15 protein-coding genes are annotated in these 14,050 nt (G+C 69.5%); 11 read left to right on the forward strand and 4 right to left on the reverse strand.

Going from position 1 to position 14,050, the window contains the following annotated elements:
• Positions 1-9 precede the first annotated feature (9 nt).
• Positions 10-1,452, reverse strand: coding sequence for a uridine transporter UriT (gene uriT, locus QRN26_RS15620; protein WP_502927640.1), 1,443 nt, complete (start codon positions 1,450-1,452; stop codon positions 10-12).
• Positions 1,449-2,396: a uridine-preferring nucleoside hydrolase UriH gene (gene uriH / locus QRN26_RS15625; protein ID WP_056776324.1), complete on the reverse strand. Its 948-nt coding sequence runs from the start codon at positions 2,394-2,396 to the stop codon at positions 1,449-1,451. The genes uriT and uriH overlap by 4 nt, the downstream gene beginning before the upstream one ends.
• Positions 2,397-2,547: 151 nt before the next feature.
• Here uriH and QRN26_RS15630 point away from each other — a divergent pair, with 151 nt between their 5' ends.
• From QRN26_RS15630 to QRN26_RS15640, 3 genes are all read left to right on the forward strand, one after another.
• On the forward strand, positions 2,548-3,627 hold the full coding sequence (locus QRN26_RS15630; RefSeq protein ID WP_285037472.1) for a LacI family DNA-binding transcriptional regulator: 1,080 nt from the start codon (positions 2,548-2,550) through the stop codon (positions 3,625-3,627).
• Between the two features lie 173 nt (positions 3,628-3,800).
• Positions 3,801-4,835 (forward strand): TadA family conjugal transfer-associated ATPase, encoded by a 1,035-nt coding sequence (locus QRN26_RS15635; RefSeq protein ID WP_285037473.1) that lies wholly within the window; start codon positions 3,801-3,803, stop codon positions 4,833-4,835.
• Complete coding sequence (locus QRN26_RS15640) at positions 4,832-5,899, forward strand: hypothetical protein (protein ID WP_285037474.1); 1,068 nt, start codon at positions 4,832-4,834, stop codon at positions 5,897-5,899. Before QRN26_RS15635 ends, QRN26_RS15640 begins: the two co-directional genes overlap by 4 nt.
• 24 nt (positions 5,900-5,923) lie before the next feature.
• Here the strand turns inward: QRN26_RS15640 and QRN26_RS15645 are convergent, their stop codons facing one another.
• Together QRN26_RS15645 and QRN26_RS15650 are read right to left on the reverse strand one after the other, a co-directional pair.
• Complete coding sequence (locus QRN26_RS15645; protein ID WP_285037475.1) at positions 5,924-6,487, reverse strand: HAAS signaling domain-containing protein; 564 nt, start codon at positions 6,485-6,487, stop codon at positions 5,924-5,926.
• Complete coding sequence (locus QRN26_RS15650) at positions 6,484-6,834, reverse strand: PadR family transcriptional regulator (RefSeq protein WP_235526874.1); 351 nt, start codon at positions 6,832-6,834, stop codon at positions 6,484-6,486. The genes QRN26_RS15645 and QRN26_RS15650 overlap by 4 nt, the downstream gene beginning before the upstream one ends.
• Positions 6,835-7,150: 316 nt before the next feature.
• Between QRN26_RS15650 and QRN26_RS15660 the strand changes: the two genes are divergently transcribed.
• From QRN26_RS15660 to QRN26_RS15695, 8 genes are all read left to right on the forward strand, one after another.
• The gene (locus QRN26_RS15660; protein WP_285037477.1) at positions 7,151-8,620 is read left to right on the forward strand and encodes a recombinase family protein; all 1,470 of its coding nucleotides are present in this window, start codon (positions 7,151-7,153) and stop codon (positions 8,618-8,620) included.
• 801 nt (positions 8,621-9,421) lie between these two features.
• Positions 9,422-9,580: a hypothetical protein gene (locus QRN26_RS15665; protein WP_157579731.1), complete on the forward strand. Its 159-nt coding sequence runs from the start codon at positions 9,422-9,424 to the stop codon at positions 9,578-9,580.
• A gap of 26 nt (positions 9,581-9,606) precedes the next feature.
• A complete protein-coding gene (locus QRN26_RS15670; RefSeq protein WP_056776304.1) occupies positions 9,607-9,993 on the forward strand; it encodes a hypothetical protein in 387 nt (128 codons plus the stop codon).
• Positions 9,990-12,008 (forward strand): AAA family ATPase, encoded by a 2,019-nt coding sequence (locus QRN26_RS15675; protein ID WP_285037478.1) that lies wholly within the window; start codon positions 9,990-9,992, stop codon positions 12,006-12,008. The genes QRN26_RS15670 and QRN26_RS15675 overlap by 4 nt, the downstream gene beginning before the upstream one ends.
• On the forward strand, positions 12,005-12,631 hold the full coding sequence (locus tag QRN26_RS15680) for a hypothetical protein (protein WP_285037479.1): 627 nt from the start codon (positions 12,005-12,007) through the stop codon (positions 12,629-12,631). Before QRN26_RS15675 ends, QRN26_RS15680 begins: the two co-directional genes overlap by 4 nt.
• Positions 12,631-13,026, forward strand: a complete 396-nt coding sequence (locus tag QRN26_RS15685; protein WP_285037480.1) for a hypothetical protein — start codon at positions 12,631-12,633, stop codon at positions 13,024-13,026. Before QRN26_RS15680 ends, QRN26_RS15685 begins: the two co-directional genes overlap by 1 nt.
• Positions 13,019-13,366 carry a hypothetical protein gene (locus QRN26_RS15690; protein WP_285037481.1) on the forward strand — a complete coding sequence of 116 codons (348 nt, stop codon included), beginning with the start codon at positions 13,019-13,021 and terminating at the stop codon, positions 13,364-13,366. Before QRN26_RS15685 ends, QRN26_RS15690 begins: the two co-directional genes overlap by 8 nt.
• A gap of 14 nt (positions 13,367-13,380) precedes the next feature.
• Complete coding sequence (locus QRN26_RS15695) at positions 13,381-13,569, forward strand: hypothetical protein (RefSeq protein WP_285037482.1); 189 nt, start codon at positions 13,381-13,383, stop codon at positions 13,567-13,569.
• Positions 13,570-14,050 lie beyond the last annotated feature (481 nt).

The following is a 14,050-nucleotide window of genomic DNA, read 5'->3' on the forward strand; positions in this document are numbered from 1 at the left end:
GTTCCTCTCTCAGCTCGCCGAAACGGGATCGGCGGGACGGACCTCGGCGCTCGCCGGCTTCGGGATGAGGAACGAGACCAGGAGGGCGACGGCGGTGATGCCCGCGCCGACCAGCATGGCACTCGTGTATCCCGCGGTCGACGTCCCGCCGTTCGGCGCCACGGCGATCTGCACCGCCGGAAGCACGACGAAGCTGAGACCGGCGCCCAGGTTGAAGGCGCCCGCGTTCAGCCCGGGCAGGAACCCCGGGTTCTCCTTCGGCGACAGGACGATGCCGAGCCCGTTGAGCATGATGTTGCCGATACCCGCGTACGTCGCGCCGATGAGGACCGTCGTCGCGATAAGGACCGGCAGGGAATGGACGCCGACGAGCGCCATGACGACGATCGAGACGATGCTGCCGACGAGTCCGATGCGGAGCACGTTCAGGTAGCCGATGGTCGGCGCGAGACGACCGGCGAACGGACCGACGATCCAGCCGACGAGCGCATACGGCGTGAGGAATGCGAGGGAGGCGAGGTCGGCCTCCATGCTGAACCCCGCGTCGGCGTTCTGCGCGATGGAGGTGACGAGGCCGTTGACGACGGCGAAGACCCCGGTCATGGTGAGCAGGGTCGTCAGGAGGAGGGCCCACGTGCTGCGCTGACGGAGGTACCTGGTCGCCACGAGCGGTTCCGCGACGCGGTTCTCGACGGTCCAGAAGATCGCGAACGCGACGAGGGCGACCACGACGAAGCCGCCGACGAGCAACCAGTTCGCTGCTGCGAGCTTGCCGGCCTCGTTGAACGCGGTGAGGAGTGCCGCGATCGAGACGACGAGCGGGAGCACGCCCCACCAGTCCATCCGCGTGCCCTTCGAGGGCTGCGAGTTCGCCGCCCACAGGATGACGAAGACGATCGCGACCGCTGCGACGACGGCCATGGTCCAGAAGACGGACCGGAAGCCGTGATTGGTGACCAGCCAGCCGCCCGCGAGGGCGTCGATCCCGGCGATCCCGCCGTTGACCGCGGTGATGAGGCCCATCATGGCGCCGTACCGCTTGGGGTCGGTGACCTCCGCACGCAGCATGAGCAAGGTGATGGGCACGACCGGCCCGGACACGCCCTGGATGATGCGGCCGACGAACAGCATCTCGACGTTGACGGCGAGGGCCGCGACGACGGTGCCGATGAGCATGACGACGAGCATCCCGGTGAGGACGCGCTTGCGGCCGACGATGTCGCTGAGGCGGGGGAGGAAGACGGAGAACAGGGCGGCGGTGGTGAAGAACATCGTCTGCGAGAGGCCGATGGTGGCGTCGTCGGTGTTCAGCTCGCGCGCCATGCTGACGAGCGCCGGGCTCAGCATGCTGGCGTTCAGCTGGAAGGCGACGCAGGCCGCGAGCAGCGCGGCCATGAGTGCGCCGATGCGGACCGCGGGCGTCGTGCCGGTGGTGCCGGAGGAGGCGCTCACAGCTCGACCTGCCCGATGTTCTCGAGAGCTTCGGTGACGAGTCCCCAGAAGCGGGCGTGGTCGAGATCCGTCGCGGCCCAGGTGCTGCAGTCGTCCGGGGCGGGGTGGCGGAAGTCGGCGACCGTCATGCCGAGCGTGAGCGTGCCGGTGAGCTCGATGTCGATCGGGACCTTCACGGTGCGCACGATCGTCGGGTCGATCACGTAGGCGACGGCGCACGGGTCGTGCACGGGCGGACTGTCGAAGCCCTGCGCGTCCTTGTAGGTGGTGCCGAAGAATTCGAGCAGCTCGACGACGAACCGCGCCGGGCCGGTGCCGACAGCGGCGATGCGCTCGACGACCTCGGGCGTCGCGAGGGCCTGGTGTGTCAGGTCGAGACCGACCATCACGACGGGCCAGGCCTCGTTGAAGACGATGTGTGCGGCTTCCGGGTCGATCTTGATGTTGAACTCGGCGACCGCCGACCAGTTGCCGACGTGATACCCGCCGCCCATGAGGACGACCTCCTTCACGCGGTCCACGATCCGCGGCTCCTTGCGGGCGGCGAGGGCGATGTTCGTCAGGCCGCCGGTCGGTACGAGGGTGATCTCGCCGGGCTCGTGCGACATCACGAGGTCGATGATGAGGTCGACGGCGTGCCGCTGGTCGAGCTCGATCGCGGGGTCGGGGAGGACGGGGCCGTCCATGCCCGACTCGCCGTGGATGTCCGGGGCGTTCTCGAGCGGACGCACGAGGGGGCGGTCGGCGCCGGCTGCGAAGGGCACGTCGGTGATCCCGGCGATGCGGGCGACGGCGAGGGCGTTCCTGGTGACCTTCGGGAGCGTCTGGTTGCCGACGACGGTGGTGACGGCGAGGAGCTCGATCTCCGGGTTGCCGTGCGCCAGGAGGATGGCGATCGCGTCGTCGTGGCCGGGGTCGCAGTCGAGGATGATCTTGCGGGGCATGGTTCTCCACATCGTTGGGGTGCCGGCGCGGTGCGAGCCGCGACGGACGTAAAGCGCTTCAGGTGCGCCGCGAGCAGTTTACGTCAAGCGCTTTAGGTTCGCCAATCCGGGCCATCAGCCCCGAGGCTCCGGCGCCCGATACGATCGACGGGTGACTGACGCGTCGAACGATCCCAGCCCGCGCGGCGCCCGTCGGGTGACCGCCGCGATGGTCGCGGAGCGTGCAGGGACGTCGGTCGCGACCGTGTCGCTCGTCGCCAACGGCAAGGACGCCGGCCATGTCTCGGCGCGGAACGCCGAGCGGGTCCGTCGGGCGATCGCGGAGCTCGGGTACGTCGCCGACCACGCTGCCCGGGCGCTTGCGAGCGGATCGAGCAACCTCGTCGTCTTCGTCACCCCGGATGCTTCGAACCCGTACTTCGGCGCGGTCATCCGCGGGCTCCGTGAGGGGCTCGGTGACACCTACCAGCTCCTCGTCTCGGTGACGGGGGAGGGCGACGTTCCCACCGCCGCAGCACTCGGACGGCTGGCGGCGCTCCGGCCGGCCGGGGTCGTTGTCGACGCTCCGAGTGAGGCCTTCCTCGATGAGTTGCGGCTCGACACTCCACTCGTGCTCCTCGACGCTCCTCGGCTTCCCGCTTCGACGGTCGAGGCGGCTTCGGGTGCTCCGTCGACGGACCGCCGCGCCGTCTCGGTCGACTTCGACCTCCTCGGCGGGGTGCGCGCGCTCCTCGACCACCTGCACGTGCTCGGGCACCGCCAGCTGGGCTACCTCGGTGGGCGGACGGCGACCGACACCTTCCGCCTCCGCAGGCTGCTCCTCGAACGGGAGGCCGCGCTCCGCGGGATGCGGGTGCATGCCGACGACCGGGCGGAGAGCATCATCGACCTGGCCGCGGCGGCGGAGGCGTTCGTCGACAGCTGGCCGCGGTGGCGCGACGCCGGGGTGACGGCGCTCGTCTGCGCGACCGACACGCACGCCTACGGGGTGCTGCAGTCGGCGCGGGCGATGGGTATGCCGGTGCCCGGCGAACTCGCCGTGGTCGGGTTCGACGACCTCGCCTCGTCCGTCGTCAGCGATCCGCCGCTGACCAGTGTGCGGTTGCCCGGTGAGGCGCTCGGTCGTGCCGGGGCCGAGCAACTCCTCGCCCAGATCGAGGGCCGGACGGCGGCACCGGCGCCCGTGATCGCCGCGGACCTCGTCGTGCGCGCGTCGACGATCGGACGCTGAGCCGGGCTGTCGCGTCGCGGAGCCGGTCGATCGTCCGGCCGCGCCGCGCGAAGCCGGCATCGCGTCACGTGATGCGGTGCGACACCGCTCCACAATCGTCCCCACCCGTGTCACCGTCGCCGGTCGCCTCGTCCGACCGCGAGCACCGACCGGACCGCGCCTACGCTCGCCGCATGTCCGAACGTTTCGTCGTCTCCGTGCCGCCCGACACCGCCCCACCCGACCCACCGGGGGCGGCCGACGAGGCCGAAGCCACCCGCGTAGACGAGTCCCGCGGGGTCACGGCGCTCGCCGATTTCGGCGCCCTCGCGCCCTACCTCGCCGACCCGGGGGTGACCGACCTCTTCGTGAACGGGACGTCCGGCCTCTGGCTCGACCACGGCGCCGGCCTCGTCCGCGAAGCCGGATGGACGTCCGACGAGGCGACCATCCGTGCGCTGGCCATCCGCCTCGTGGCGCGCGGCGGACGCCACGTCGACGAGGCGACCCCGTGCGTCGACGTCCGGCTGCAGGACGGCATCCGTGTCCACGTGGTGTTGCCGCCGGTCTCCACGAGGGGCACCCTGCTGTCCATCCGGGTGCCTCGCGATGAGGCGTTGGGATTCGAAGCCCTGCAGGCCGTCGGCATGTTCCCGTCCACCGTCGCCGAACTCCTGCGTGAGGCCGTGGCCACGCGCGTGAACATCCTCGTCACCGGTGCCGGGGGGTCCGGCAAGACGACCCTGCTGGGTGCCCTGCTCGGGCTCGCGCCACCGGCTGAACGGCTCGTCGTCATCGAGGACGTCGCCGAGCTCCGGATCCTCCACCCGCACGTCGTCGCACTCCAGTCCCGCCAGGCGAACCTCGAGGGCGCAGGCGGTATCGACCTCGAGCGGCTCCTGCGCGAGGCGCTCCGCATGCGGCCCGACCGCCTCGTCCTCGGCGAATGTCGAGGTCCGGAGGTGCGGGAGTTGCTCTCGGCGCTCAACACCGGCCACGACGGCGGCGCCGGCACGCTCCACGCGAACTCGCTCACGGACGTCCCCGCCAGGCTCGAAGCGCTCGGTGCGCTCGCCGGCATGAGCCAGGAGGCCGTCGCGCGTCAGGCGACGAGCGCCATCGGGCTCATCGTCCATCTCGCCCGGCTTCCGGCCGGGAGGCAGGTGGTGGCCGTCGGACGGTTCGTCCTCGACGAGCGGGATCGTCTCGCGGTCGAGGAGTTGCCGTGATCACCCCTCGGTGGCTTCGCCCCGTGCTCGCGGCGTTCCCCGGCGCGACCCCACCGGAGGACGACGGCCCCGCGCGCGTCGCCCGCACCACGCGCCGTCTGGCCGTGCTGCTCGGCGCGGGGGTGGCTCCCGGCAGCGCTTGGACGCATCTCGCCGCGGCTGCCGACCTGCAGGGCGGTGTCACGGTGGCCGGTGCGCCCGAGCCGGTGCATGTCGACGCGTCGGACGTCGGAGTCGCGGACCCGATGCCGCAGGCGAGCTCGGCCACGGCGGCGCTCGCCGGCGTGGCCGACGCCGCGGTCCGCGGCGGGGACATGCCGGAGGCCATCGCCGCCATCGCCGAGCAGGAGTCGAGCGCCGGTGCTCGCACGGCCTGGGCTGGCTTGGCTGCCGCTTGGCAGGTCGCCTCCATCAGCGGCGCACCGCTCGGGGTCTGCCTCCGAGACCTGGCCGGGTCGCTGCGAGAGCTGGATCGGATCGCTCGAGACGTGGGTACGGCGCTCGCCGGTCCGGCGGCCACCGCGCGGCTCGTGCTCTGGTTGCCTGTCGTGGCCGTCGTGCTCGGGATGGCACTCGGCTTCGACACCCTGCGGACGCTCTTCGCGACGGGCCCTGGACTCGGTTGCCTCGTCGTCGGCGTGGGCTTCCTCGTGCTCGGCGCACGGTGGAGTGCGTCGCTGAGCGCGCGGGCAGCCCAGCGGGATCCGGCCCCCGGGCTGTCGCTCGACCTCGTCGCGGTCGCGATGGCGGGCGGCGGCGCCGCTCCGGCGGCCCGGGCGATCGTCGAGGAGGCCTGCACACGGTTCCACGTGCCCTACGACGAGCAGGCGATCGCCGGGGTGCTCGCCCTGTCGGCCCGGGCGGGTGTCCCGGCAGGCGAACTGCTCCGGAGCGAGGCGCAGCAGCAACGCGATCAGGCTCGTTCCGACGGCGAGCGCGCCGCTGCGGTCCTCGCGACGCGCCTGATGATCCCGCTCGGCGTCTGCGTGCTGCCCGCCTTCCTGCTCGTGGGTGTGGCCCCGCTGCTCCTGAGCGTCCTGACCTCCACCGCACTGGGGTTCTGAGCCCCGGTGGTCGCCGGTGTGGCTCTAGTGTCTCGGGCGCGGCAGAGCGCGCCAGCATCGGGCACCGAGCAGGACGCCGACCGCGAGGATCACCGCCGGCACGAGGAGCCAGGCCAGGTCGCCGCTCCATCCCACCCCGATCCCGTCCGGACCGGCGAACGCGAGGACGTCGACGAAGAAGAACCGTGCGTGTGCCTCGGTGAGCGTCGACTGCTCGACGACCGAGAGCATCCCGAGCGTGAACAGGGCGAAGGCGCACCAGTAGGCAAGGATCGCGACGCCACCCCAGATGACCCCGATCGACCACACAGGCCGAAGCCGTGTCGGGTCTTCCGCGTATCGGGCGGCGAGTGCTCGGGGTGAGCCGAGGTCGGCGAGGGCTGCGGCCATCGGCCTCCGCTCGGCCGTGAGGTCCTCGCGGAGCGATCGGACGATCGACCGGCGTTCGCGCCCGGGCACGACGGCCTCGAGGTGCCAGTCCACGCGCTGCAGGTAGGCGTCGCGACGCCATCGGTCCGCGGCACCCGGGCGGTGCGGAGTGGGTTCGGCGGATCGCTCGTCCGTCGGGGTGGTCTTGCGATCGGTCATGGTCGGGCTCCCTCTGGGTCCAGTCCTCGCTCGGCGATGTCGGTCATCGCCCTCCAGCGTGCGATGGCGTCGAGCCTCGCCGCCTCTCCTCGTTCGGTGATCGCGTAGTACTTCCGTGCCGGTCCGCCAGGTGACGCGACCCGGCGTCCGGTCACCAGGCCGTCACGCTCGAACCGGCTGAGGACCGGGTACACGACGCCGGTGGCGAGGTCCGTCAGGCCGAGAGCGCGCAATTGCTCCACGAGTTCGTACCCGTACGTCTCGCCGCGCTGCACGGTCGACAGGATCAGCATCGGCAACACCCCTCGGAGGAGTTGCGAATCGCGTCCCGCCAGCTGTTCATCCACGACTAATACTCAACCATGAATAGCGCTCCTTCGCAATGGAAGCCGCTCCACAACGCGCCCAGCGAAGGCATGCGTCGCTCCCGAGCCCGTTGTCGATCCGACAGCCGCCGCGGCCGGGGACCATGGAGGTGTTCGTGCCACGGACACAGCACTCCGGTGCAGGGAAGGAACATCATGATCAGGATCGGAAGCCGGATCGAGCAGGACCTCGTGTGCGAGGCGCGACGCCTCCTGCGGGACGAGCGAGGGTCGGCGACGGCGGAGTACGCCGTGGCGACCATGGCCACTGTAGCGCGTTTCGGCGTATTCTGGGGCCATGACTTCGACCCGAGTTGCTCCCGTCCGCGCTGCCATCTACGCCCGGCAGTCGGTAGCTGAGCCCGAGGGCATCCGGCGACAGATCGACGCGTGTCTCCAGCTCGCCGCCGCCCGCGACTACGAGGTCGTCGAGACCTACGAGGACAACAACGTCTCGGGGTACAAGAGCCGCGGCGCGGGGACCGCCTATGACCGGCTCCTCACCGACGCCCGCGCGGGCAAGTTCGACGTGCTGATCGTGCGGAAGCTCGACCGGCTCGGCCGGAGCCTGAGCGCCCTCGAAGCACTCACCGCCGCGAAGGTCAACACGGTCACGACGGACGGCGCTCTTGACCTCGCTTCCCCCTCCGGTCGCCTCGTCGCGAACGTCCTGACGAGCGTCAGTCGGGCAGAGTCGGAAATCAAGGCTGAGCGGCGCATCTTCGCGAATGCCGACCGGCGAGAGCGAGGCGTCCCGACCTCCGGCCGGGTGCCGTACGGCTACCTCTGGGTCCCGACCGCCGAGCGGACGGCGGAGTCCCCGAGCGCCTACCTGATCGACCCCGAGCGAGCCGATGATGTGCGACGGATGTACGAGTCCCTCCTCTCGGGAATGACCCTCGGCTCGATCTGCCGCGAGCTCAACGCCGCGGGCAAGCGGACGATGCCATCGAAGCGAAACCCGGACGGCGTCGAGTTCCGGCCGACGACGCTCCGGCGGATGCTCCTCTCGCCCTACTACGCGGCCCTCCTGCCGAGGCGGAACCCGGATGGCGAGCTCTACGACCTCGAATCCATCACGCGGGAGTCATGCGTCCCCGGCGCCTGGGAACCGATCGTCGGCGAGGAGACCTGGCTCGCGGCGAAGGAGCTCCTCTCGCACTCCGGGCGGCGGACGAACGGCGGGGAGACGGGCCGGAAGTGGCTCCTGTCTGGCCTCGCCGTGTGCGGGGTCTGCTTCGACCCGATCCGGGCCGGTGGCGGCGACGCGGGCGTCCACTCCTACCGGTGCCGGTCGATGGCCCACTTCATGCGCCGCGGCGCCCCGCTCGACCGCTTCGTCGAATCCGTCATCGTCGCCCGACTGTCGCGGCCCGATGCCGCCGATCTCCTCCTCGACCGTGAGCGGCCGGACGCCGACGCCCTCCGGATCGAGCGGCTTGCACACCAGGCCCGCCTGGACAGCGTCGTCGACCTCGTCGCGGACGGGACCCTTTCGTCGGACGACGCCCGCGCCGCGGTGCGCAACCTCCGCGAGCAGATCGCCACCATCGACGCGAAGATGACCGAGGCGGGCCGGGTCGACGTACTCGGCGACATCATCGGGCAGGCCGATGTCTCGGCGACGTGGGAGACGCTGAGCCTGGATCGGAAGCGCGCCGTCCTCGACGTGCTCATGACCGTCGTCGTCCACTCGGTAGGGCAGGGTGGCCGGTCACAGAGCATGGAAGCCATGGCCGCGAGCACCGAGATTCAGTGGCGAGACTGAGCTCGCGATACGCCTCGATCCCTACCGCGCCCACGATGGGGACCCGAGCGTAGTTCAGGCGAGATGCACCCATCCTCGGGGCGGTCTCCGAGCACCCGCGGGCACTGACCCCGGTTTCCGAAAGCGAGCCTAGGTTCACGCCGTCGACGCCGGGTGAGAGCCGTCACCTCCCCGCACTCCGATCGAGAGGCATCCCGAGCACCTGGAACGAGTCTCCATTGGATGGCGAATCTGCCCCCCAGTCTCCATCGAGTCTCCATCCCCGGTCTCCGCAGTCTCCAAGCGAGTCTCCTCTCAACTTCCGCGTCTTTCCGGGAAAGTCTCCATAGTCTCCATCCCAGTCTCCATCGAGTCTCCAAAGTCTCCCCCCCTCTATAGGAGGGGGAGATGGAGACCGAGACTGAGACCGAGACCAGGCGCCGATATTCGACACTGAGGACCGATCGAACGGGCTCCAGATCGAGTAAGAGTTCCGGGCAAGCCGGAGAAATAAGTCCAGGTCAGAAGTCATAAAACGGTAGGAATACGTCGACCATACGTGCTAGCGTTTATCCCAGCACACACCTCCCAGTGCAACCGAGATGGGGAACTGGGGATCGGTAGTGATCGAGCCCCAGCGCTCGTCGCCTAGTACCGCCTTCACCGGCAGGGAACGGCCGCTCCGCTCCTCGCCGGAAGTCCCCATCTCATGACCGTCCTCACTGACGACGACCGCGCTGTCGTCGAACGCATCGTCGACCGAGCTCCGGTCCTCTCAACCTCCCAGGCCTCTCGGCTCTCGGTCCTTCTCGGAGGTACCCGATGACGGCCGACGAGGCTCCGCGCCCGCCGAAGATGAGCGACCTCAGCCCCGGCTACCACGCCGCTCGGGAGCGGGAGGCTCGGGTCAACCGAGCGACCCTCGCGGCTATGGCCGCCGTCCACCGACAGGAGACCGAGCGCGAAGGTGAGGACGCCTGATGGGGTTCACGCCTGAGTCGGCCCGAATGGCATCGCTGGCAGGGGTCGCGAAGAAGGGGCCGGAGTGGGCCGCTGAGCGTTCCCGGAAGGCGAATGCCGCGAAGGCCGCGAAGAACTCTGCGAAGGCCGAAGCGCGCGAGGACGCCCGGCAGATCGTGGAGAAGAAGCTCAAGAAGCGGGGCCTCGCGCCCGATGAGGTCCACGAGCGCCTCAAGCTCGCCGGTCTCCTCCCGCCGGTCAAGCGAGTGTCGAACGAGAAGAGTCTTCCGCTTCCCTCCGAGGACGACCTCCGGGACTATCTGGACATCGTGGACCGTGAGCACCCCGGCCTCCCATGGGCGCGGCGCAAGCGTGCCGCGGTCGCGCTGCTCCGAGCGGACCTCGCTCGGGGTGTGTGGGAGGCGAGTCGATGACCCGCAAGCTCGCGCCACGTGAGAACGTGGCGGCGATCGCGGCTTCCCTTGCCCGCTACGGGTGGAAGGTCTTCCCCGTCCTCGTGGAGCTCGACGGCGAGAAGCGTCGGAAGAAGCCGCTGGTCCGATTCACCGAGGTCGCCTCCGACGACCCCTCGACCATCTTCGAGTGGTGGCAGGCGAACCCGGACGCCTTCGTCGGCGTCTACACCCGGGGTTCCGGACTCGTCACCCTGGATGTCGACCTCTCCGACGACCCGACGAAGGATGGACCTACGTCCCTCCGGGCGCATGGGCTCACGGCGCCGGAGACGCTCTCCTACCCGACCCTCGGCGGCGGGCGACACCACGTCTACGCCGCTCCCGCGGGTCGGGTACTCACGGTCGGCCAGAACCTCGCTCACGACGGCGAGAAGATGGGCGGCGTCGACATCCGATCCGGGAACGGGTACTTCGTCTACTACGGCGACGCGCTCACCGAGGAGCCGAGCATCGCCCCAGCTCCCGAGTGGGTCCTCGTCGATGGCCGGGCTCATGACGCGACGCACGACCTCGCGCTCGCGGACTGGGTAGCCACACTCACCCCCGGCAAGCCCGGAAAGCGAGTCCGGAAGGCCGCGTCCCTGATCCACGAGCACGGCACCTCCCACGGAACGATGCTCGAAGCTACACGCCTCCTGGCTCAGCTCGGGAGCGAAGGGCGGGTCGGCGTCGGAGAGGCCGTGGCCCAGGCCCGCGAGACGTACACGAAATTCCATCCCGGCTACGCCGCCGACTTCGACTCAGCCCTCCTCACCTCGGCGAACTACTGGGGACCCGCTCCGACATTCATCCCCTTCACGAAGGCCGAGCTCAAGGCAGCGCGAAAGCTGAAGCACGACGTAGCACCCCCAGCATCCGAGGCGGAGGGCACTCCGGAGGAGCGGAGGATCGCCGACGAGGTCGCGCGTCTGAGCATTCGTGCCGAGGCCGAGCGGCAGTTCAAGGCGCTCCAGCGACAGGACCGTCCCTCGTTCGCGGACCGGCTCCTGTCTCGTGGCGATCTGGCCGCTCTGCCGAAGCCCGAACCGCTCGTTCCGGGCGTGCTGTCGAGGAACTCCACGGCGATGCTCGTCGCCCCGCCGGCCGGATTCAAGTCGCTCCTCGCACAAGGGTTCGCATACTCCATCGCCACCGGCCATCCGTGGCTGGGACGGGAGGTCGAGCAAGGCCGAGTGCTCTACATCGCGGCGGAAGGTGCGTCTGGGCTCGATCGTCGGTTCCAGGCTCTCGAGGCGGCGTGGCGCGAGCCGCTCAAGGAGGGCCTGTTCGTCTACCCCGACCCCGTCGACCTCGGCAACCCGGCCGAGGTGGCCGAGGTCGCCGCGGTGGTCGCTGGCCTCGGGATCGACCTCGTCATCGGCGACACGCTCAACCGCCTCGCTCCGGGCCTGGAGGAGAACTCGGCAACGAGCATGGGTCTCGTCGTCTCCGCGGCCGATTCCATCCGGAAGGCGCACGAGGGTTGCTCGATCCTGCTCCTGCATCACACCGGCCACAACGGCAACCTCCGCGGTTCGACAGCTCTCCTCGCGGGCATGGATCAGGTCCTCCAGCTCTCCGGGGACGGCGATGTCCGAACGCTTGAGCTCGTCAAGAACAAGGACGGCGAGGCCGGGAAGGTCATGGACGTCAAGCTCTCGCCGGTCGACGGGACCGAGTCGGTCATCTTGCACTACGCGGCCTCGTTCGGGGCGGCGGGTGAGGCCGAGCAGATGGCTCCGCGAGTCGAGCAAGCCCTCGGCATCTTCCGCGCGGCCTTCCTCTCGACGGGCGCGACCCGGTCGGAGTGGGCCTTCCTTCTCCAGGAATCGGGTCTCTCGAAGGGTGTGGCGTACAAAGCCATCGGGGCGCTCGCCAACTCCGGTCGCGTCGTGCTCAGCGGCTCCAGATTCTCCATCGGCCACGTCGGCTCCGGCAGTCCGCCGACAGACGAGCTCCTCGATCCCCAGTTCACACAACGAAAGGCATCATGACCATGCAGAACATCAGCCTCACCTCCTCCAACCGTCAGTGGACCGTCGATCTGCCGGTCGAGACGGGTATCGCCCCGATCGACCAGGCGATCGGGAAGCTCCTCGACACGTACAACCGCTGGACCCGACTCGTTGTCGAAGCGAATCAGGCCGAGGCTCTGATCGGTCGGGCCGGTGCCGACGACAGCGCACGAATGACCGCGCTGTTCAACGACGACCCCGACCAGGCCGAGCAGGCCGACCCGCTGGAGGCCACGAAGACCGCCGAGCAGCGAGCTCGTCACGCTCGGGCGCTGGTGGAGCCTGCCGACCGGGCCATCTACACGGCCTACGGTGAGCTCGTCGCGACCATCAACGCGAACCGCAAGCCGTGGAAGAAGGCCGCGCTCGCGAAGGCCGCACACAACCGCGACCGCGTCGGTGCCGCTCTCAAGACGTTGCAGGTCGCGAGCGATGAGCTCCGTACCTCGCTCGGCGTGATCGAGCTCCTCGCTCCGGATCACCTCCCGTCGATTCTGAGCACGTCGTCGAACTCCCGCGGCATCTTCAACCTCCAGTCGGGCTCCGATGTGGTGCGCGACGGTCTGACGAGCATCGACATCCAGATCCGGAGTGTTGAGTGATGGGCGAGAAGAAGAAGTCGAAGACCATGGTCCTGGCGCCCGAGACGCCGGAGAACTCCCGCGCGGCGGAAGCCTGGGCGCTCAAGGTCGCCGGGTCGGACTACGACGCGATCGGTGAGTCGATGGGCGTCACCGCGTGGGTAGCACGCGAGCTCTGCTCCGCCTACTACGTGCGGCTCGCCACCGAGACCGCCGACGAGCTCCGGGCAACGAGCGAGGCCCGTCTCGACAAGATGATCCGGGACCTGAACCGGGACCTCAACCTCGCGGCGAACCAGCAAGCCCGGAACGGCATCTACGCCCTGATCCTCAAGGCCGAGGCTCAGCGAGCGACACTCCTCGGTCTGAACATCCCCGCGGACACACCCGACGCGAAGGTGGTCCGCAATGCCTAGGGCACTGGCACCGCGTACCGGCGCCCGGGCAAGCGAGCTGGCGGCTGAGCGGGATCGCGAGTGGTTGAAGCAGTTCGCCGAGACCGTGCGACTCATCGAGCGGGGCCACAAGCTCACCCGGGCGGAAGCGGAGCGCCACACCGTCCTCCTCGACCCCGCCCCGCACGGACCGGGCGTGCTGACGCTGCCGCGGAAGGCGACGAAGGCACGACGAGCCGAAACCGCCCCGGCGGAGTCCGAGCGGGACAGCTCAGCCCTCGTTTTCCGGCAGGCCCGGAAGAGGCAGAGACCGCGGCTGACCATCACCGCAGACCACTTCGACGACGACGACTTCGAATGAACAGGAGCCAGACCATGAGCACGAACCATCGACAGACCGCGAGCGAGCGGCAGGCCGCGCAACTCGCCCCCTCCGAGCCGGACGAGCCGAAGCCGGTCCGCAAGGTCCGGAAGATCAACGGCGCGGACGGCGGGGATCGCGGACGCACCCCGGTTTCCGCCTCGGCCTCCGAGGACCAAGCACGCGCCCTCGACCGCTCCTAGCCCCCCAGAACCCCCGCGTTTGAGATGGCGCGGGTCTCGTCGGGTCGCCGACGAGAGAACCCCCTAGACCTACCCTTTCGGGTACAGGGGGTTCCCTTTGGGGGCCGTCCATCGCGCCGATTCTGTGGACAACGTCGCCATGCATAAGCTTCGCGCACCCAGAAACCTGCCGCGACACGCCGGAAAACGTCCCGGGCTGAGAAATTATTGGGTCTACAAGACCCTGTGGATAACTTTGTCCACAGGTTGTGGAGAAATCCCCCAAATCACGGCGTTTTCGACCCCCGCGGGGTAGTACGTCGTCAGCCGAACCCGGTGGAGAACCGGTGGAGAACTCGCTCGATTCGGTGGAGAACCGGTGGAGAACTACACGGCTGTAACTACCTCAGGCCGCGGTCCCTGGAGAACGGCGATTATCGCCAGTAAGCTGGGAACATCAGGAAGCTCTGGTCGTTTGGAGGCACCCGCCGCCGGACGTGAC

Source organism: Plantibacter sp. ME-Dv--P-095 (genome assembly GCF_030209365.1).
GTDB lineage: Bacteria > Actinomycetota > Actinomycetes > Actinomycetales > Microbacteriaceae > Plantibacter.